The organism is Candidatus Odyssella thessalonicensis L13 (assembly GCF_000190415.1).
Taxonomy (GTDB): Bacteria; Pseudomonadota; Alphaproteobacteria; order Paracaedibacterales; family Paracaedibacteraceae; genus Paracaedibacter; species Paracaedibacter thessalonicensis.
The window spans coordinates 308,456-327,811 of sequence record NZ_AEWF01000002.1 but is presented as its reverse complement, the minus strand read 5'-3'; the positions used below and the strand labels follow the sequence as shown (position 1 = coordinate 327,811).

31 protein-coding genes and 1 pseudogene are annotated in these 19,356 nt (G+C 40.6%); 3 read left to right on the top strand and 29 right to left on the bottom strand.

Features of this window, described 5'->3' with window-relative positions:
• Positions 1-82: 82 nt before the first annotated feature.
• The gene (locus HMO_RS0105075) at positions 83-1,300 is read left to right on the top strand and encodes a hypothetical protein (RefSeq protein ID WP_010299553.1); all 1,218 of its coding nucleotides are present in this window, start codon (positions 83-85) and stop codon (positions 1,298-1,300) included.
• Positions 1,261-1,740, top strand: coding sequence for a hypothetical protein (locus HMO_RS0105070; RefSeq protein WP_010299550.1), 480 nt, complete (start codon positions 1,261-1,263; stop codon positions 1,738-1,740). The genes HMO_RS0105075 and HMO_RS0105070 overlap by 40 nt, the downstream gene beginning before the upstream one ends.
• Before the next feature lie 248 nt (positions 1,741-1,988).
• Here HMO_RS0105070 and HMO_RS0105065 read toward each other — a convergent pair whose 3' ends face one another.
• Complete coding sequence (locus HMO_RS0105065) at positions 1,989-2,840, bottom strand: F-box-like domain-containing protein (protein ID WP_010299546.1); 852 nt, start codon at positions 2,838-2,840, stop codon at positions 1,989-1,991.
• Between the two features lie 204 nt (positions 2,841-3,044).
• Between HMO_RS0105065 and HMO_RS0105060 the strand changes: the two genes are divergently transcribed.
• Positions 3,045-3,377, top strand: coding sequence for a hypothetical protein (locus tag HMO_RS0105060; protein ID WP_010299541.1), 333 nt, complete (start codon positions 3,045-3,047; stop codon positions 3,375-3,377).
• 513 nt (positions 3,378-3,890) lie between these two features.
• Here HMO_RS0105060 and rplQ read toward each other — a convergent pair.
• The 28 genes and pseudogenes from rplQ to fusA all read right to left on the bottom strand — a co-directional run.
• Positions 3,891-4,244, bottom strand: a pseudogene (rplQ, locus tag HMO_RS0105055) (50S ribosomal protein L17); the annotation flags it as partial.
• Between the two features lie 18 nt (positions 4,245-4,262).
• Complete coding sequence (locus HMO_RS0105050; RefSeq protein WP_010299539.1) at positions 4,263-5,282, bottom strand: DNA-directed RNA polymerase subunit alpha; 1,020 nt, start codon at positions 5,280-5,282, stop codon at positions 4,263-4,265.
• 33 nt (positions 5,283-5,315) lie between these two features.
• The gene (gene rpsK / locus HMO_RS0105045) at positions 5,316-5,708 is read right to left on the bottom strand and encodes a 30S ribosomal protein S11 (RefSeq protein ID WP_010299538.1); all 393 of its coding nucleotides are present in this window, start codon (positions 5,706-5,708) and stop codon (positions 5,316-5,318) included.
• Between the two features lie 14 nt (positions 5,709-5,722).
• Positions 5,723-6,100: a 30S ribosomal protein S13 gene (rpsM, locus tag HMO_RS0105040; RefSeq protein WP_010299535.1), complete on the bottom strand. Its 378-nt coding sequence runs from the start codon at positions 6,098-6,100 to the stop codon at positions 5,723-5,725.
• 13 nt (positions 6,101-6,113) lie between these two features.
• The gene (locus tag HMO_RS0105035) at positions 6,114-6,773 is read right to left on the bottom strand and encodes an adenylate kinase family protein (protein WP_010299532.1); all 660 of its coding nucleotides are present in this window, start codon (positions 6,771-6,773) and stop codon (positions 6,114-6,116) included.
• Positions 6,773-8,119 carry a preprotein translocase subunit SecY gene (gene secY, locus HMO_RS0105030; protein WP_010299528.1) on the bottom strand — a complete coding sequence of 449 codons (1,347 nt, stop codon included), beginning with the start codon at positions 8,117-8,119 and terminating at the stop codon, positions 6,773-6,775. Before secY ends, HMO_RS0105035 begins: the two co-directional genes overlap by 1 nt.
• Before the next feature lie 19 nt (positions 8,120-8,138).
• A complete protein-coding gene (rplO, locus tag HMO_RS0105025; protein WP_029448450.1) occupies positions 8,139-8,594 on the bottom strand; it encodes a 50S ribosomal protein L15 in 456 nt (151 codons plus the stop codon).
• 17 nt (positions 8,595-8,611) lie between these two features.
• Positions 8,612-8,809, bottom strand: a complete 198-nt coding sequence (gene rpmD / locus HMO_RS0105020; RefSeq protein WP_010299522.1) for a 50S ribosomal protein L30 — start codon at positions 8,807-8,809, stop codon at positions 8,612-8,614.
• A gap of 2 nt (positions 8,810-8,811) precedes the next feature.
• Positions 8,812-9,357, bottom strand: coding sequence for a 30S ribosomal protein S5 (gene rpsE, locus HMO_RS0105015; protein ID WP_010299519.1), 546 nt, complete (start codon positions 9,355-9,357; stop codon positions 8,812-8,814).
• A gap of 9 nt (positions 9,358-9,366) precedes the next feature.
• Complete coding sequence (gene rplR / locus HMO_RS0105010; protein ID WP_010299516.1) at positions 9,367-9,726, bottom strand: 50S ribosomal protein L18; 360 nt, start codon at positions 9,724-9,726, stop codon at positions 9,367-9,369.
• Between the two features lie 2 nt (positions 9,727-9,728).
• Complete coding sequence (gene rplF, locus HMO_RS0105005) at positions 9,729-10,262, bottom strand: 50S ribosomal protein L6 (protein WP_010299513.1); 534 nt, start codon at positions 10,260-10,262, stop codon at positions 9,729-9,731.
• A 13-nt stretch (positions 10,263-10,275) separates the two neighbouring features.
• The gene (rpsH, locus tag HMO_RS0105000; protein ID WP_010299510.1) at positions 10,276-10,674 is read right to left on the bottom strand and encodes a 30S ribosomal protein S8; all 399 of its coding nucleotides are present in this window, start codon (positions 10,672-10,674) and stop codon (positions 10,276-10,278) included.
• A gap of 4 nt (positions 10,675-10,678) precedes the next feature.
• Positions 10,679-10,984: a 30S ribosomal protein S14 gene (gene rpsN / locus HMO_RS0104995; protein ID WP_010299499.1), complete on the bottom strand. Its 306-nt coding sequence runs from the start codon at positions 10,982-10,984 to the stop codon at positions 10,679-10,681.
• A gap of 11 nt (positions 10,985-10,995) precedes the next feature.
• Positions 10,996-11,535: a 50S ribosomal protein L5 gene (gene rplE / locus HMO_RS0104990; protein WP_010299497.1), complete on the bottom strand. Its 540-nt coding sequence runs from the start codon at positions 11,533-11,535 to the stop codon at positions 10,996-10,998.
• A gap of 13 nt (positions 11,536-11,548) precedes the next feature.
• Positions 11,549-11,869, bottom strand: coding sequence for a 50S ribosomal protein L24 (gene rplX / locus HMO_RS0104985; RefSeq protein WP_010299495.1), 321 nt, complete (start codon positions 11,867-11,869; stop codon positions 11,549-11,551).
• Positions 11,869-12,237, bottom strand: coding sequence for a 50S ribosomal protein L14 (gene rplN / locus HMO_RS0104980; RefSeq protein WP_010299493.1), 369 nt, complete (start codon positions 12,235-12,237; stop codon positions 11,869-11,871). The genes rplX and rplN overlap by 1 nt, the downstream gene beginning before the upstream one ends.
• 10 nt (positions 12,238-12,247) lie before the next feature.
• Positions 12,248-12,493, bottom strand: a complete 246-nt coding sequence (gene rpsQ / locus HMO_RS0104975) for a 30S ribosomal protein S17 (RefSeq protein WP_010299491.1) — start codon at positions 12,491-12,493, stop codon at positions 12,248-12,250.
• Positions 12,494-12,501: 8 nt separating this feature from the next.
• On the bottom strand, positions 12,502-12,693 hold the full coding sequence (rpmC, locus tag HMO_RS0104970; RefSeq protein ID WP_010299489.1) for a 50S ribosomal protein L29: 192 nt from the start codon (positions 12,691-12,693) through the stop codon (positions 12,502-12,504).
• 8 nt (positions 12,694-12,701) lie between these two features.
• On the bottom strand, positions 12,702-13,112 hold the full coding sequence (gene rplP, locus HMO_RS0104965) for a 50S ribosomal protein L16 (protein WP_010299468.1): 411 nt from the start codon (positions 13,110-13,112) through the stop codon (positions 12,702-12,704).
• Positions 13,113-13,138: 26 nt separating this feature from the next.
• Positions 13,139-13,816 (bottom strand): 30S ribosomal protein S3, encoded by a 678-nt coding sequence (gene rpsC, locus HMO_RS0104960; protein WP_010299466.1) that lies wholly within the window; start codon positions 13,814-13,816, stop codon positions 13,139-13,141.
• Positions 13,817-13,818: 2 nt separating this feature from the next.
• Positions 13,819-14,172, bottom strand: a complete 354-nt coding sequence (gene rplV / locus HMO_RS0104955; RefSeq protein ID WP_010299450.1) for a 50S ribosomal protein L22 — start codon at positions 14,170-14,172, stop codon at positions 13,819-13,821.
• Entirely contained in the window at positions 14,172-14,450 is a 279-nt protein-coding gene (gene rpsS, locus HMO_RS0104950; RefSeq protein WP_010299447.1) for a 30S ribosomal protein S19, read from the bottom strand. The genes rplV and rpsS overlap by 1 nt, the downstream gene beginning before the upstream one ends.
• Before the next feature lie 12 nt (positions 14,451-14,462).
• A complete protein-coding gene (rplB, locus tag HMO_RS0104945; RefSeq protein WP_010299444.1) occupies positions 14,463-15,278 on the bottom strand; it encodes a 50S ribosomal protein L2 in 816 nt (271 codons plus the stop codon).
• A gap of 4 nt (positions 15,279-15,282) precedes the next feature.
• Positions 15,283-15,591: a 50S ribosomal protein L23 gene (locus tag HMO_RS0104940; protein WP_010299441.1), complete on the bottom strand. Its 309-nt coding sequence runs from the start codon at positions 15,589-15,591 to the stop codon at positions 15,283-15,285.
• The gene (gene rplD, locus HMO_RS0104935; protein ID WP_010299438.1) at positions 15,588-16,211 is read right to left on the bottom strand and encodes a 50S ribosomal protein L4; all 624 of its coding nucleotides are present in this window, start codon (positions 16,209-16,211) and stop codon (positions 15,588-15,590) included. Before rplD ends, HMO_RS0104940 begins: the two co-directional genes overlap by 4 nt.
• Positions 16,212-16,242: 31 nt before the next feature.
• A complete protein-coding gene (rplC, locus tag HMO_RS0104930) occupies positions 16,243-16,884 on the bottom strand; it encodes a 50S ribosomal protein L3 (protein WP_010299435.1) in 642 nt (213 codons plus the stop codon).
• A gap of 13 nt (positions 16,885-16,897) precedes the next feature.
• Positions 16,898-17,206: a 30S ribosomal protein S10 gene (rpsJ, locus tag HMO_RS0104925; RefSeq protein WP_010299431.1), complete on the bottom strand. Its 309-nt coding sequence runs from the start codon at positions 17,204-17,206 to the stop codon at positions 16,898-16,900.
• A 68-nt stretch (positions 17,207-17,274) separates the two neighbouring features.
• Positions 17,275-19,350 (bottom strand): elongation factor G, encoded by a 2,076-nt coding sequence (gene fusA / locus HMO_RS0104920; RefSeq protein WP_010299428.1) that lies wholly within the window; start codon positions 19,348-19,350, stop codon positions 17,275-17,277.
• Positions 19,351-19,356: the final 6 nt, after the last annotated feature.

Below are 19,356 nucleotides of genomic sequence, written 5' to 3'. Positions count from 1 at the left end.
GCCTTAAAGCGCCCAATAATTCCTTGGAAAAATTTTCAAAGTTCTTATATAAAAATGAAGCATTTATTAAGGAGAACTAATAATGGCAAAATTAACAAGCTTATCTTTATTGATTACTAACTTCCTCTTTACAGCCCCCAGCTATGCTTGTGAAGCCCCCCACTGTGCTCCTTCAGAATTAATCTGCCATACAGATGACCTTGTAGGCAGGCAAGCTGCTGATTTCAGGAGCAACATTGACGCTCTAATCAGCAACCTAGCGCCGAGCGCCCCTGAAAGCTCAAAAGAAATGAATAAGGTACTTGAGGTTTTAGAAGCTGCTCTTGTCAATCACTGTCATCAGCAGGATCCTGATCTACCCTATTTAGCGATCCCCCAGGATTATAATCCGCTTGAGATATTTATGGACTTTGCCAAAGCTTTAAAGAGGGATGATCAAATAACTTATCGTACGCCTTTAAATGAGTGGGCGATACTTGCAGCGACTTATTTAAAGATTACCCTAGAAGGTCTGAAAGCAGAAAGTCAATTGGCAGAAATTCCGGCGTTGATCGATGAAATTCAGCACCGGGCCGAGAAGAAAAAAACCTCTTACTTATGGTTTACCCTGTTTACAGATCGCTTAACAATTTTACTATCGTCTCAGGAACGATCTGGTAAGGTTGGCTTTAATGATGGCTTTGATATTTATAAAGTAACTCAACTTGAAGAAGCATGGAGAACCCATAAAAACTATAAACAGGCTTGTCAGGAAAAAGGATCGCATCTAATTCGACAGATTTTATCTCCCCTCGCTTTATGCCGCGAGTTATTTCCTGATATTATCATGCTCCCCTATCCTTTTTCTCTTTCTGATACAGATCTCGTTTATACCATACCTACCCCCAACGCTAGTAACTTTTGGCCGGTCGGTTTTAATTTAAGGCCCACTTATGCAGATGGGGCCTACATGACACCTTCAACGTTTTTTACCCACGATCAGCAACATTTAGGCATTTTTGTGTGGTCCTTATCTGATGCCCCTAACCTCAAACAACGGAAGAGAACAGAGGCGATTGAATATATTTGGAAAGAAACAGCATCCATGAGAAAGCTATTCTTTGCAACAGTAAACCAATTGCAAGCTATAACACGAGACTGTTTACAAAGTGAAGAAAGTGATGAGATCAAACGCTTAACCTCATTTTTTCCTTTTATTTCATCCATGAAGTGCCAAAGAGTATCCCTTTTCTTCTCTCCCAGATCCATAATCCTCAAATTATGGAAAAGGGGCTTAATGCGTCGACACAATACTTTTTAGATCCTCATTATTACCTTGAGCTTCTGCCCACATCTTTACAATCTCTCAAAGACCAGCCTGAAGAGTTTAAGCAGCAACTTTTAAGCCATTTCACAAACCTTACCTCAAAGTTTGAGAAAAGTTTGAAAAGAACGCATGCAGGAAATGATTGGCTCTTCTATACTATGGGTAAGACCCTTGCAATGGCTGAGTATGGTCCTGAGGTCTGGAGTTCTTCTTATGGCTGGAACTCTTTTGTATATACCGGATACAATTCTGCAGTCCATGAAGATGAATTGAGTAGCACCTACGTAGTTCCTGGTATTACTATGACTAATGAGGCGGGCCAACCTGTCGATGAGGAAACTTATTATAGTCGGGATTTTCTAGGATTCTCTCTGTATTTAGGCAAGACGCCGCCACCTCATAAAGACCATATCTTTATATATAAATTCTCTTAAAGTACCTCTTCTGCTTTCGTTAAAGAGGGCAGCTAGGTGTCGGATAGGGTTCTGTGAGAGTATGCTAAGGGTAAATTACCCTTAGCCGTATTTGGAGCAGCCATGTCTACATGCTTTGAGAGGGATTAGAGATCTAAGCAGCGGGCATAATATTCTTTGCGATCAATTGTGAAGTGCAGCTATGCTCTTGGAGCAGAAAGGAAATAAAGCTCCCTTTAGATTTCTTGGTGGCTTTCCTCGCCTAGGCTTTACCTTACGCCCATAACAACTATATCAGCTTTTACAGCTTCAAAATAGAGGTCACGTCCCCGTTGACGCTCTTTGAGCCCTGCTTTAATCTCTGCTATCTTATCTTTATTAAACGCTGGAATGAATGACTTGACGTACTCTAAGTACTGTTTCAGATAAGGATCAGTTTCTCCAGAACTTAACTGATTATAACTTTGGTATAAGTGAATAATTTTCTGGATAGTGCTGGTTTCTTCTTGAAAAGAAGGAAAAGAATCATTGAGCTTCTGCACTTGATTTGGTGAATCAATTTTGTCATTACCACTTACAATTTTCTCATTACTACTTAACCGTAAAGGCCGCTGTCCTTTTAAACTTTGAAAATGATATTCCACAACTTTATATAGGATATCAATATAAGGTTTATGGCTTCCTATAAAAGCTTTGAGGTCCTTTATATCGGATGTTTCTGTAGTGGCATAAGAAGCTGTCTTCCACAATTGATTAAATTGTTCTGCTACTTCTAAAGACCTCTTTCTAATGGGATCCAATAGAAGCATCTCAGTTTTCAGATGATTAATAAGTCCATAGGAATCATAACTTAAGAAATATAACCTCCTGCACGTCCCAAAGAGCTGCATATGTTCAGGGGTAGGCAGCCATGAGATTATATGCAGTAAAACTTCATCAGGCAAGTCAAGGAGCTCTGGACGAGCCAGTTGCTCGTTATCTGAAGGGGCAACGTCACAAGTATGAATTGGGGCTTGCCAATATAGCTCACTTAAAGCCACAGGATATTCTGCTGCGTTTATCAAGCTAACATTAACAAACATAAGCAGTACAGAGGTATTAATAAATTTATTCAGCACCATAAAAATTTCTCAGTATATTGATTGTCAGTAAATAAAAAGCATCCCAGGAGGGCCGTCAAGCCCTACCATAATCAGTCATAACAATTTACATAAAATTTTAACTTTATTAAACAATAATTTTACGTCAAAGTATCTTATTGGGAGAAATTGGAACACATTTCTTCCTATATCAAAAGTTTAGTATAACATGAAAAGGATACTTTTATGAATTTTATGAACCTTACCATAGCGTTATGTTTCTCAGGCTTACTTTTATCACCTCACAGCTTTGCCCTCGAGCCGATAGAAAAATCAGAAGTGGTAGAATTCAAAGGCAATTGGACAGAATCATTTCCGACCATTACCCCATTAGGAAATATCACTCATACACCCACAGCAATTAAATTTGGCTTTCTAACTGTAGGTAAAGAGCTGCATTCTAGTAAAGGTAGTTCCATAAATGGATTTGTTTTTCCCAATACTCTGGAGTTGTATACAAATTCTACCCGCGAGGAATTTATCGCAGCTCTTAAGCGCGCAGGAATTTATAAAGAATAAAATATTTATCCTACCCTTAATCTTTAATAAAAGGGTAGGATAGGCTGCATCGTATTACAACTTTCAAAGGCTCCAATAATATATTAAGCTATTTTCTATATTTAAAACTTAACAATGCGAGCCAAATAGAAATTTAGCCTTTTATAAGTAGCATATTCCCCTACATGACCCCCTCTCCTCGCCCTCAAGCCTATTAATTCTAAGATTTAACTATTTATGGCCCTTTTAAAAAGTCAGGAGCGTTCCTTTTAGGTGGATAGAGCATTCTAGGGGGCTCGTAATTTCTTCTGCCAGAAGGCAAAAAAGAGAGCACTTGAAAGAGGCTACTTTGCAAAATATCTATGAGTTATATCAGAAATAAGAAAATCTTGAGAGAGAGAAGCGGCTAGCTAAGACCTGAATTAGGATTCTTCATTCATGTTTCAAAAAGCGAACACGGTAAAGGTATCTAAAAATAAATGAGGGGAGTTTAACACTCCCCTTCTCTAACTATACAATAAAAGCCTATGCTTAGCGATCAACGAATTCAATGACTGCCATAGGAGCATTATCGCCATAACGGAATCCATGCTTCATAATCCGGGTATAACCGCCTTGGCGGTTAGCAAAACGACCAGCCAAAACATTAGCCAATTTTGCTGCATGGCTGTCACTACGCAGACGCGATGAAAGAAGACGACGCGAATGAAGGTCACCTTTCTTAGCAATTGTAATAAGCTTTTCTATAACAGGGCGCAAGTCTTTAGCTTTGGGCAATGTTGTGACGATTTGTTCACGTTCAATTAAGGCCTGGCAAAGATTAGCAAACATTGCTTTTCTATGGGAACTGGTTCTATTAAATTTGCGGCCACTTATACCGTGTCTCATTGTTTTTCTCCAAAATTCTTAATTAAAAGGATCTTCTAATTTCTTTGTTAACTCTTCGATGTTCTCTGGTGGCCAATTAGGTATAATCATTCCTAAGGTTAGTCCCATAGTCTCCAGAACTTCACGTATTTCATTTAAGGATTTGCGTCCGAAGTTTGGAGTGCGAAGCATTTCATGCTCTGACTTTTGAACCAGATCACCAATGTAAATGATATTCTCATTCTTTAAACAATTTGCAGAGCGAACTGATAATTCCAGCTCATCAACTTTTCTTAAGAGATTTGGATTAAACGGTAATTCAATCTTACTTTCTTTCTTATCAATAGTCTTAGGCTCATCAAAGTTAATAAAGCTATATAGCTGATCCTGCATAATCCGGGCGGCTAAAGCAACTGCATCGTCTGGTTTTAGCGATCCATCAGTGCTAATACTCATAATAAGCTTATCAAAGTCAGTTCTTTGTCCCACACGTGTTTGCTCAATCTTATAGCTTACGCGCTTTACAGGACTAAATATGGCGTCGATAGGAATTAAGCCGATCGGTTTATCCTCATGAGAGGTGCTGTTGGCAGGAATGTATCCCTTTCCTGATTCCACTGTCATTTCCATAGAAAGCTTTGCACCTTCGTCTAAATGGCAAATGATAATATCTTCATCCAAGATTTCGATCCCAGCAGGACATTCAATTTGTCTTGCATAAACAGGACCTTTTCCACTGGCAACAAGCTTGACGCGCTTTACTCCCTCAACCTGGCTGCGGACACCTACAGTCTTGAGATTTAATATGATGTCAGTTACGTCTTCCATTACGCCCGGTATTGTAGAGAACTCGTGAAGAACACCCTCTATTTTAACAGATGTGAAAGCAGCTCCTTGTAATGAAGACAGAAGGATGCGCCGCAGCGCGTTCCCGAGTGTTAAACCATACCCTCTTTCAAGAGGCTCAACAATAATATCAGCATGACGTAAGTCGGGAGTTCCGTACCTTACGTCTAACTTATTTGGCTTAATTAACGCTTCCCAATTGTTTTGAAGCACTGGAATTCCCCACTAAATCTAATTGACAAACAGTTATACGCGACGACGCTTAGGCGCACGACAGCCGTTATGCGGAATTGGCGTAACATCCTTAATTGAGGTCACGACAAACCCTGCCGATTGCAATGCACGAATGGCAGTTTCCCGTCCGGATCCTGGCCCTTTTACAAAAACAGAAATGTTTTTAACACCATGTTCTGCAGCCTTTTTAGCAGCATCATCAGCCGCAATCTGTGCTGCGAAAGGTGTGGATTTACGAGACCCTTTAAATCCCATTGCGCCAGCAGTAGACCAGGAAATCGCGTTTCCTCTTTCATCAGTAATTGTTATAATCGTATTATTGAATGTTGAATTAATATGCGCGCACGCATTTATAACATTCTTTTTTTCACGACGCTTAACTCGGGATGTATTCTTTTGTGCCATTATCTATTCACCACTTACTTTTTAGCAATTTTCTTACCTGCAATTGGAACTGCTTTACCCTTACGAGTACGTGCATTCGTATGCGTACGTTGACCACGAACGGGAAGTCCCTTACGATGGCGCAAACCACGATAGCATCCTAAGTCCATAAGCCTTTTAATATTCATTGATATTTCCCGACGAAGATCTCCTTCGACAAGGTAATCACTGTCAATTATTTCACGGATACGTAAAACTTCTTGATCCGATAGCTCATTGACACGCTTTGATTCATCAACGCCCAACTTAGCTACGATTTCTTTAGCCTTTACTTTTCCAATACCATAAATATATGTAAGAGCGATAATAACTCGCTTTTGAGATGGTATATTTACACCAGCAATACGTGCCACTGCTTAGTTCTCCCTATATTTTAAAACCGGCCTGTATCAGACAACTTTTTAGCTCATTATTCACTGACACAGGATCTTTTGAGGCATCAAGATCTTTTACTAAACCTTTTTGCCTATAATATTCACAAACCGCCTGAGTTTGATCTAAATAAGCTTGTACTCTACTCTCGAGAACATCAGGTTGATCATCGGGACGCCGAAGAAACTCTTTAGATCCACAACGATCACAAATCCCCTCTATGAGAGGACGTTTGTTTTTATCATGATAAACTGCGCCACATTCTTTACAAGAATATCGCCCAGAGATCCGCTCAACAAGCATGTTGAGATTCACTTTTAAATTTGCAACTAATCCAATATTTTCCTTTTTTACACCAAGTAAGGTATCAAATGCAAGAACTTGATTCATTGTCCTTGGAAAACCATCACAAATAATCTGTTTATCAGAGTTTGTATCGATCTGTTTATTAATCAGATCCATGATCAAATCATCACTCGGAAATTCTCCCCGTGCCATGATATCTCGCACCAGTAAACCAATCTTACTTTCCTGCTTAACCTCTGCGCGCAAGAGATCACCCGTAGAAATATGAACAAACTTGCCAGTTTGCATCAATAAATCAGATTGTGTACCCTTACCCGATCCAGGAGCTCCAAATAAAATGAGAAACATTATAGCTTACCTTTAAGCTTGGCTTTCTTTATAAGGCCTTCATACTGATGCGCCACCAAATGGGATTGCATCTGACTAATGGTATCTATTGTCACGCTGACCACAATTAAAATACTGGTTCCACCAAAATAAAATGGCAAAGCTACCTTAGATAAGATTAATTCTGGCAATAAACATATTGAAGCAAGATAAATAGAACCAATCACCGTAAGACGCGTTAACACATAATCGATGTAATCCGCTGTTGCTTTTCCAGGACGAATCCCCGGAATAAATGTTCCCATTTTCCTCAGATTCTCAGCAGTTTCTGTCGGATTAAAAACAAGAGCCGTGTAGAAAAAAGCAAAGAAAATTATGAGGGCCGTTGAACATATCATATATAATGGCTTACCATGTGCCATATATGTGGCAATCATACCTAATATTGAATCAGGATTCATTGAGCCAGAAAAACCAGCAATAGTAGCAGGAAACAGCAACAAAGAATTTGCAAAGATAGGTGGGATAACGCCTGAGCTGTTTAATTTTAAGGGTAAATGTGTCGTTTGAGCTTGAGCTGGACGGTCAGCTGCCACTTGCCTTTTGGGATATTGGATAAGAATACGACGCTGTGCCTTTTCCATAAAGACCACATAAGCTATAACAACCGCAACCATCAATAAAATAAGAACAAGGATCCCATTTGAAATCGCCCCAGTCCGTGCAGAAATAAACGTTTTAGCAAAGGATTGGGGTAAATTAGCTACGATACCAGAATAGATAATTAAAGATGTGCCATTACCTAGTCCCCGACTTGTAATCTGCTCCCCAAGCCACATAATGAATAAAGTACCACCAGTTAAGGTTACAATCGTCGAAAATTTAAAAAAGAAGCCAGGATTCAATACTGCCGTACTTGTCCCGACGACCATCTTTTCCAATCCAACTGCAATACCAAAGGCTTGAACAGATGCTAATAAGACAGTCCCATAGCGGGTATATTGGTTGAGTTTTTTCCTGCCCGATTCACCCTCCTTCTTTAACGCTTCTAAATGCGGCGATACGGACGTCATAAGTTGCACGATAATGCTGGCTGAAATGTAAGGCATAATATTAAGAGCAAACACTGTCATACGACTAATTGCGCCCCCTGAAAACATATCTAAAATGCCAAATATACCGCCAGAATTCATAGCTGCAAATTCTTGTATAACAAGAGGGTTAACGCCGGGCAGAGGAATATAAGTACCAAATCGATATACGATCAGTGCTAATAGTGTAAAATAGATGCGCTTTTTCAAATCTTCAGCTTTTGAAAATGTTGAAAAGCTGAAACCTGAAGCGAGTTGCTCAACAGCTGATGACATTTGGTACCCTACCTCTTAACTATGCAATTGTGATCTTACCACCAAGTTTTTCAACTTGTGCAGAAGCACTCTTTGTAGCCCGTGTAACTTCAAAAGAAACTTTTTCAGTTAACGTGCCTGTCCCAATAAGAGAAACAGCATTATACCACTTCTTCATCAAGCCAGTTTGAATTAATACATTGCGATCAATAACATCGCCGCTTTTAACTAATCCATTTGTTAACAGTACATTGATTTTATCAAAGGTTAACTCGAACACTTTAGCGGCATGAATATTATTGAAGCCACGCTTTGGTAGGCGACGATAAATGGGATTCTGACCACCTTCGAAGCCATTAATGGCGACACCTGAACGAGCAGTTTGTCCTTTACCACCACGACCACAAGTCTTTCCTTTTCCAGAACCGATACCGCGTCCAACAATCATACGACGGGTACGGGCCCCTTTATTATCTCTTATATCAGTTAATTTAATAGTCATACTCGTAACCTTTATTCGACAACTGAAACCATATGCTGCAATCGAGTGATAAGACCTCTTACAGCAGGTGTATCTTGAAGTTCTCTTATTCTGTTAATTTTACCTAACCCAAGTGACTTTAAATATAACTGTTGTACCTTATTTCGACGAATCGGGCTGGCAATTTGCTTAACCTTAATTGTTGCTCCAATCTTCTTCTTATCAGCCATTCTCATCTCCTTGCCATAGACGCATCGCGGCGTGCAACAATTTCAGGAATCTTACGTCCTAATTTTGATGCTACATCGCGTGGTGAAGCTACATTGGTTAGAGCATCAAAAGTTGCTCGCACCATATTATAATAGTTTGAAGTGCCAACAGATTTACTGACGACATCCTGAATCCCTAAAGATTCAAAGACTGCGCGCATTGGTCCACCAGCAATGATACCTGTACCTGCAGGAGCAGCACGCAAGTAAACTCTACCTGCACCAAAATGACCTGTTAAGTCGTGGTGAATTGTCCTTCCTTCACGCAGAGGCACACGAATCATAGAACGACGCGCTTGTTCAGATGCTTTACGCACAGCATCCGGAACTTCACGAGCTTTACCTGAACCAAAGCCAACTCGACCTTTTCCATCTCCGACCACTACCAAAGCGGAGAATCTTAAATTTTTACCGCCCTTAACAACTTTTGTTACACGACGAACGCTAACAAGCTTTTCAATGTATTCGACTTCTTCGCGCTGTTTTTCTGTGTTTGTATTTTTAGCCATGACTCAATCCTAAAAGCTTAATCCAGATTCGCGGGCGGCATCAGCAATTGCTTTAATACGGCCATGAAAACGATAACCAGAGCGATCAAAGACGACCTCTTTGACTCCAGCTTTATTTGCGCGTTCTGCTATTAACTTACCAATTAGCTTAGCTGCTTCAAGGTTTGAAGTATTCTTTAAATCTGATTTGGTAGCAGCTTCAAGACTAGAGGCAGCTGCTATTGTTATCGATTTAATATCATCAATTACTTGAGCATAAAGATATTTACTTGAACGATGAACAGTAAGCCTTGGTTTACCAGAACTTACCTTACGCAATTTAGAACGGATTCGCTCTTTGCGTCGCGTATGCAGATCTATTTTTGACATTGTTACTTCTTCTTACCTTCTTTTCTCAGAACAAATTCACCATCACGTATAATCCCTTTTCCTTTATAAGGTTCAGGTTTACGATAAGCTCTAATTTCAGCAGCAACTTGCCCTACAAGCTGACGGTCAAAACCGCTGATTGTTAAAGAAGTTGGTTTATCTGATTTTGCTGTAATACCAGCAGGAAGCTCATAGACAACGTCGTGGCTAAATCCTAACTGGAGATTAACTTTACTACCTTGCACATTAGCACGGTATCCAACACCGACCAGCTCTAGATTAACGCTGACACCATTGGTAACATCATTAACCATATTTGCAAGCCGTCTTTGTACTGTTCCCCAGTTAATGCGCGCAAGCTTGGAATCGTTAACTGGCTTAACCAGCACAACACCATCTTGATTTGAAACTGTGACCACATCCATATAATTCATGGACAATTTTCCAAGCTTACCAGAAACTTCAATCAGGTTATTTAATACACTTACATTAACACCCGCTGGTAGCTTGATTGGAGTTTTTCCTACTCGTGACATTGATGGCTACTCCTTAATATACTCGGCAAAGAATTTCACCACCAACACCCTGCTGCTTCGCCTCAACATCAGTCATTACGCCTTTAGGTGTGGAAAGGATGTGTATACCAAGACCACTCATGAAAGAGGCTAAGTCTTTTGATTGAGAGTAAACTCTTAATCCAGGCTTGGAAACTCTTTCAATGATCTCTATAACAGGCTGTCCTTCATAATACTTTAATTCGATATTAATGTTCTCAATACCTTTACGTACTATTTCGGTTGTGTAACCACGAATATAGCCTTCTTTTATCAGAACTTCAAGGACAGCTCTTCTTACTTTTGAATTAGGAGACTTTACAGATGACTTTCTAGATCTCTGACCATTACGAATACGCGTCAGCATATCTCCGATGGGATCATTTACTATCATAATACTACCAACTTGACTTTGTTAAACCAGGAATTAACCCTAGAGATCCTAACTCACGCAGGGCTATTCTTGACATTTTAAATTTCCGATAAAAACCTCTTGGTCGACCAGTAACTTCGCAACGGTTGCGATAACGGGTCTTAGAACTGTTTCGAGGCAACTCTGATAATTTAATTGTTGCTTGAATTCTTTCGTCTAACGAAAGATCTTTATTCACAATAATATCTTTCAATTTCTGACGACGCGCAGCATACTTTTGCGCCATCTTTAAACGGCGCTTATTTGTATTTATTGAACTTAAACGAGCCATTACATCTATCCTTAATTATAGAATGGGACATTAAGCTCTTTAAGCAGAGCTTTTGCCTCATCATCTGTGGCAGCTGTCGTACAAACAATTATATCCATCCCACGAACTTTATCAACCTTATCATAGTTGATTTCAGGAAAAATAATTTGTTCTTTTATACCTAACGCATAATTGCCACGGCCGTCAAAGCTTTTTCCAGAAACTCCCCGAAAATCTCGAACACGTGGTAAGGCAATAGTTATCAGTCTGTCAAAGAATTCATACATACGGTCCCGACGCAGGGTAACCTTAGCACCAATAGCCATTCCTTCGCGTAATTTAAATCCTGCGATGGATTTTTTAGCTCGGGTAATTACAGGCTTTTGCCCGGTAATTGCCGACAATTCCTCAATAGCTGCTTGAAGCTTTTTGCTGTCTTGAGCAGCTTCACCAATACACATATTGACAACAATTTTCTCAAGCTTAGGAACTTGATGAATATTTTTATAACTGAATGTATTGATCAGTTTGGGAACGATTTTATCTTTATATTCTTTATAAAGGCGTGTCATAGCTGCCATAACCTCATATTATTTCGCCGCTTTTTTTAGCAAAGCGAACTTTTGTACCATCACCTTGGATCTTAAAACCCACCTTGGTTGGTTGCTCGGTTTTCGGATCTAACAATGCGACATTAGAAACATGGATCTTAGATTCTTTATTTTCAATACCACCTGCTGAAAACTGTGTAGGCTTGACATGTTTTTTTACAACATTTACACCTTCTACAATAAGAGCACAGTCGTCTTTGAGAACCTTTAATACAGTTCCTATTTTCCCTTTATCCCGACCTGTACGTACGATAACCTTATCGCCTTTTTTTATTTTAAACTTTACTGATGTCATTACAGCACCTCTGGCGCTAAAGAAATAATTTTCATATAGCCTTGGTTTCTCAGTTCACGCGTAACGGGGCCAAAAATACGTGTTCCAATAGGCTCATTCTGCTTGTTAATTAGAACAGCTGCATTAGTGTCAAAGCTGATTTCACTTCCATCAGCTCTCTTAATACACTGTTTAGTACGCACTACAACAGCTTTATGTACATCGCCCTTTTTCACTTTACCTTTTGGTAGCGCATCTTTAATGGAAACAACAATAATGTCTCCAATAGATGCATAACGACGCTTGGAGCCGCCCAATACTTTGATGCACTGAACCTGCTTGGCACCGGAGTTATCAGCTACTTCTAGTCTTGTTTCTGTTTGAATCATGGCTTACCCCTTATGCACTAACTTGATCAGTGTATAGAACTTGCCATTTTTTTGTCTTGGAGAAAGGCCGACTCTCTTCAATGCGAATCTTATCTCCAATTTTATAGGCATTCTTTTCATCATGTGCTGCATACTTAGCAGATCTGACAATATATTTTTTATACACAGGATGCTTAACACGCTTCTCGACACGAACGACAACCGTTTTGTCGTTCACATCACTTACTACTACGCCTTCAAAAACTCTACGTGGCATTTTTACCTCTACTTCACTTTCTTTTGAGCAAGGTGCATCATGATTTGAGCAATATTACGACGATTTTTTCTTATTAGAGAAGAATTCGTCAACTGCCCCATACTTTTTTGTATGCGAAGACCTAATAGCTCTTTCTTCATTGACTGAAGTGAATCGTATAATTCACTGATTGATTTATTATTAAACTCTTGCTTATTCATATCGTACCTCAGCCAATTCTTCTTACAAATCGTGTAGCGATTGGTAACTTAGCGGATGCAAGTTCAAATGCCTTTTCCGCAACCTCAGGCAATACACCATCAAGTTCAAACAAAATTTTGCCAGGTTTTACCCTACATACCCAATATTCTGGGCTTCCTTTACCACTTCCCATACGGACTTCTGCTGGTTTGGTTGACACCGGCACATCGGGAAATACGCGGATCCAAACCTTACCAACACGGCGAATATGACGAGTTATCGCCCGACGGGCGGACTCAATTTGACGTGCTGTCATACGGCATGGTTCTAATGCTTTTAGTCCATAGGAGCCATAAGCAACATCTGTTCCAGCTTTTGCGTTTCCATGGATTCTTCCTTTAAACGCCTTACGATATTTAGTTCTTTTCGGAGACAACATCTCACTAATCCTCTATCTATTATACCTTATCGGCCAGCCGGAGCATCAGAAGCTTTCGCCTCTAACAGGTAAGGATTCTTTTCCAGAATCTCGCCCTTGTAGACCCAAACTTTAATACCAATGATCCCATATGTAGTTTTAGCTTCACCTAAAGCATAATCTACATCTGAACGCAATGTGTGCAATGGAACTCGACCTTCACGATACCACTCCATACGGGCAATTTCCGCACCACCAAGACGCCCAGAACAATTTACGCGGATACCTTGCGCACCTAGTCGAAGGCTGGATTGCATAGCACGCTTCATTGCTCTACGGAAAGAAACACGTCGCTCTATTTGTTGAGCAATGTTCTCTGCAATCAACTTTGCATCAATTTCAGGCTTACGTACTTCCACGAGGTTGATAGTTACATCGGTATTAGCGATATCACTTAGCTTTTTACGAAGCTTATCAATATCCGCACCTTTCTTACCAATCAAAACACCTGGACGGGCTGTATGGATTGTTAATCTTGCTTTCTTAGCCAAACGTTCAATTACGACTTTTGCAACACCAGCTTGGGCGAGATTCTTCTCAACAAATCGACGAATTTCAAGATCCTGATGCAAATTCTTTGCATAATCTTTTTTAGAGAACCAACGTGAATCCCAAAGCTTATTTATACCAAGGCGTAGGCCAACTGGATTTACTTTTTGTCCCATTGTTACACCTCTTTCTCAGATACTTTAATAGTCAAATGGCTAAAAGGCTTCTTAATTCCAACGCCACGGCCCTTTGCTCTTGGACTAAATCTTTTCATTACAATAGATTGACCAACACTTGCTTCTGATACGACGAGGGTATCAATGTCTAATCCATGGTTGGTTTCTGCATTAGCAATAGCAGAAGCCAAAGTTTTACGTACATCTACAGCAATTCTTTTTGGACTAAAAGCCAGCACATCTAATGCTTTCGAAACTTTCATCCCTCGAATCATAGCTGCCACTAAATTAAGCTTGCGAGGACTAACACGAACATTACGCAAGATCGCTTTTGCAGTATTTTGTTCCATAATCATTAACCTCTTTTAGCTTTTTTATCTGCGCCGTGGCCATAAAAAGTACGTGTTGGTGAAAACTCACCAAACTTATGACCAACCATGTCTTCCGAAACCAACACAGGAACAAATTTTTTCCCATTATAAACCCCAAAAGTGAGGCCCACAAATTGCGGTAGAATGGTAGAACGACGAGACCACGTTTTAATAACGCCTTTACGTCCAGAATTGCGCTCGGTTTCTGCCTTAGCGAGCAGATAACCGTCAACAAATGGACCCTTCCAAATTGATCTTGGCACGAGTAGTCTCCGCTATTTACTTCTTCTTCTAATAATACTTTTCGTCGTACGCTTATTTGTACGAGTCTTTTTACCTTTTGTTGGAACACCCCAAGGTGTAACTGGATGACGACCACCATTTGTACGACCACCATGAGGGTGATCAACGGGGTTCATTGCAATACCACGTACACATGGTCTCCAGCCTAACCAACGACTGCGACCGGCTTTACCATAATTACGGTTCTGATGGTCAGCATTAGATACTGCACCTATTGTAGCATAACAATTGCCATTTACAAGTCTTAGTTCACCTGAGGAAAGCTTAACAATGGTATTGGAGCCATCACGGCCTGCAATTTGCACATAAGAGCCTGCAGAGCGCGCAATTTGTCCGCCTTTGCCAATTTTTAATTCCAAATTATGAATTATGGTACCAACGGGAATGTTTTTAACAGGCATAGAGTTACCTGGTTTAACATCGGCATTCTGGCTGGCAACCACCTTATCCCCAACCTTTAGACGCTGTGGTGCTAAAATGTAAGCATGCTCACCGTCAGTATATTTAATTAATGCAATAAATGCAGTACGGTTAGGATCGTATTCTAAGCGTAAAACTTCGCCTTCTATATCGAGTTTACGACGTTTAAAATCAATAATACGATAACGTTGTTTATGACCACCGCCGCGATTCCAAGAGGTAATACGGCCGTGATTGTTACGACCACCAGTGCGCTTTTGTCCCTCTGTTAATGCCTTAAATGGTTTTCCAGGCCATAGCTCAGATCGGTCAATATTAACAAGTTGTCGTTGTGACGGTGTCGTCGGTTTATATGTTTTTAGAGCCATTAATTTATACTCCTGATGCCATATCTATAGTCTGTCCCTTAGCCAGTCTAACGAATGCTTTTTTTACATCTATGCGTTGACCAAGACGACCACGGAAACGCTTTACCTTACCTTTTTGAACAAGGGTATTTACAGCCTCAACTTTTACATCATAGGCAAGTTCTACTGCCTGCTTAATCTGCGTTTTAGTTGATGCACGCGAAACAATAAAGGCCACTTGGTTAGATTCAGATAAACGCGTAGTTTTCTCTGTAACTAGTGGAAAGCGGATTACATCATATAGGTTGAAATTTACCTTCGTATTTGTTGTCATTTCAATCTCTCTTCAAGTGCTTTGATAGCTTCTTTGGTTACAATCAGCTTTTCTTTGCGCATTATATCATAGACATTTGCCCCATTATGAGGTAATACGTCGAATTTCTCTAAATTTGCAGCCGCTTTAACTACAGGATTGTCAGAATTTGCAATCGCATCGATCAGGAGCGCATTTGGCGCCTGGAGAGCTGTGATAATTTTTAAAAGATCTTTTGTCTTGCCTGTTGCCACTTTAAAAGAATCGACAACAATCAACTCACCGGCTTGAGTCTTAGCAGAAAGAGCAATCTTTAAACCAAGCTTTCTAACCTTTTTAGGCAAAGAGTACGCATGCGAACGTACCACAGGTCCAAACACGACACAACCCCCACGGAACTGAACTTGGCGTTTACTGCCGTGACGAGCATTACCTGTACCTTTTTGGCGGTATATCTTCCTTGTTGATCCTCTTACATCTCCGACTTCTTTTGTCTTGTGGTTACCTGAACGACGCTTTGCAAGCTGCCATTCGATAACGCGAGAGAGAATATCAACACGTGGCTGAAGGCCAAATATTTCTGGATTCAGCTCAATATCGCCGGCTTTTTTAGCCTCAATATTTATGACATCAATTTTCATTTTTTACCTATTCTCTTTTCTGGCAATACCGTTATGCAGACTTTTTAATAGCGTCACGTACGTAGACGATTCCACCTTGAGAACCGGGCACACTACCACGGATAAAGATAAGGTTCTTTTCTGCATCAATACCATATATGGTGAGATTCATTTTTGTTACTCGACGCGCACCCATATGGCCAGCCATTTTCTTATTTTTAAAGACTTTACCCGGGTCTTGTCTGTTACCTGTAGAACCATGGCTACGGTGAGTTACTGATACACCGTGGGAAGCTCGTAGACCACCAAAATTATGGCGCTTCATTGCTCCCGCAAAGCCTTTACCAATTGAGGTCCCAGTCACATCGACAAATTGCCCTGCAGCAAAATGATCTGCTTTTAATTCAGCACCTGGCTCAAGAAGATTCTCAGAACTTACACGAAACTCTTTTAAATGAGCTCTAGGCTCAATCTCTTTTTTAGCAAAGAATTCACGCATTGGTTTAGTAACATTATTTATCTTGGCTTTATTAGAGCCTATTTGGACAGCATTATAACCATCCTTGGAGTCAGCTGTTTTTTTGCCAACGACTACACAGTCGCTGACCTGGAGAACCGTGACTGGAACTAAAGTACCGTCAGCGGCAAAAAACTGCGTCATACCCACTTTTTCAGCGATAAGTCCAGTTCTCATTAGTCAACCCTTATTAAAGTTTTATTTCTACATCAACACCAGCAGCTAGATCAAGCTTCATTAAAGCATCAACCGTCTGTGGCAACCAATCAACAATATCAATCAGACGTTTATGAGTCCGTATTTCAAATTGCTCACGGGATTTTTTGTCAATATGAGGTGAACGGTTTACTGTAAAACGTTCAATTTGTGTAGGCAAAGGTATAGGTCCACGTACCTTTGCACCGGTCCGCTTAGCTGTACCAACAATTTCCTTAACTGACAGATCTAAAAGTCTATGATCATAAGCTTTTAGACGAATTCTTATGCTCTGGCCTTCCATATTTAATAGCTCACTTTTCTTATGATTTCAAGAGGGAATTTTCATTCCCCCCTGTCAAAAAGCAAAGGCTAGCTCGCCTTTGCAACTATTTCATCTGCTACGTGTTGAGGCACTTGCTCGTAATGATCGAACTGCATTGTAAACTGAGCTCGACCTTGGCTCATAGAGCGGAGTGTATTAACGTATCCAAACATGCTGGCGAGGGGTACCATAGCATTGATCACACGAGCATTTGCACGTTGATCCATACTAGATATTTGACCACGACGACTGTTTAAATCACCGATAATATCACCCATATACTCTTCTGGGGTAACAACTTCTACCTTCATGACGGGCTCTAATAAACGCGGATTGCACTTACCAATACCTTCACGGAAGGCAGCGCGAGCTGCAATTTCGAACGCTAAAGCACTTGAGTCAACATCATGGTAAGCACCATCAATTAATGTTGCCTTGAAATCAATTAATGGGAAGCCAGCAACGACACCGTTATCCATTGCCGAAACCAGACCCTTTTGTACGCCTGGAATATATTCTTTTGGAACAGCACCACCAACAATTTTGTTTTCAAATACGAACCCAGAACCAGCTTCCAATGGCTCAAAGACAATCTTAACACGACCAAACTGACCTGATCCACCCGACTGCTTTTTGTGGGTGTAGTCAACTTCAGCAGCTTTAGTGATCGTTTCGCGGTAAGCAACCTGAGGAGCACCTACATTTGCCTCAACCTTAAATTCGCGACGCATACGATCAACAATAATTTCTAAGTGAAGCTCACCCATACCTTTGATCACCGTCTGACCGCTTTCAACATCTGTTGTAACGCGGAAAGAAGGGTCTTCGCTGGCTAAGCGGGATAAGGCTAAGCCCATTTTTTCTTGGTCAGCTTTTGTCTTAGGTTCAACAGCTACTTCAATCACCGGTTCAGGGAATTCCATACGCTCTAGAACAATCTGCTTAGACGAATCACACAACGTATCACCGGTCGTGGTTTCTTTAAGTCCACAAACAGCAACGATATCACCTGCATAAGCTTCTTTTATATCTTCTCTGGTGTTTGCGTGCATCAACAACATACGGCCAACCCGTTCCTTTTTATCCTTAACTGAGTTTAGGATATAAGTACCAGTTTCTAGTTTGCCTGAATAAATACGGACGAAGGTTAACGTTCCCACAAAAGGATCAGTCATAATCTTAAATGCCAAACCACAGAATGGTTCCTCATCCGCAATTTTACGTACTAATTCGTTTTCTCCATCAACAGTGGTCCCTTTCACTTGCACCAAGTCATCAGGTGAAGGCAGATAATCGACAACGGCATCTAATAATGGCTGCACACCCTTGTTTTTGAAAGCACTACCACATAAAACTGGAACAAACAGACTGGAAAGAACGCCTTTGCGGATAGCACCTTTCAGCTCTTCAACTGAAATTTCTTCACCAACTAGATATTTTTCCATTAAAGCATCATCAGCTTCAACAGCCGTTTCTACTAACTTCGCATGATAATCTTCAGCTTGTGCTTTGAGATCTGCTGGAATGTCCACGACATCAAACTTCGCTCCTAAGGAGTCGTCCCGCCATACAATAGCATGCATCCGCAGTACGTCGACAACACCCACAAAGTCAGCTTCAGCGCCAATTGGTAAATATAAGACTAGAGGCCGTGCGCCTAACCTATCCACAATCATATCGACACAGCGGAAAAAGTTAGCACCCATACGATCAAGCTTATTCACAAAGCAAATACGAGGAACACCATATTTGTCAGCTTGACGCCAAACTGTTTCGGATTGAGGCTCAACACCTGCTACGCCGTCGAAAACAGTAACAGCACCATCAAGAACGCGCAAACTGCGCTCAACTTCAATAGTAAAGTCTACGTGTCCGGGGGTGTCGATAATATTGATTCTATGATCGTTCCAGAAGCAAGTTGTCGCCGCAGAGGTAATTGTGATTCCGCGCTCTTGCTCTTGTTCCATCCAGTCCATAACGGCGGTGCCTTCGTGGACTTCTCCGATTTTATATGATTTACCAGTGTAATACAGGATACGTTCAGTAGTAGTGGTTTTCCCCGCATCAATGTGGGCCATAATACCTATGTTACGATATCTTGAAAGAGGATGTGATCTTGGCATCTACAA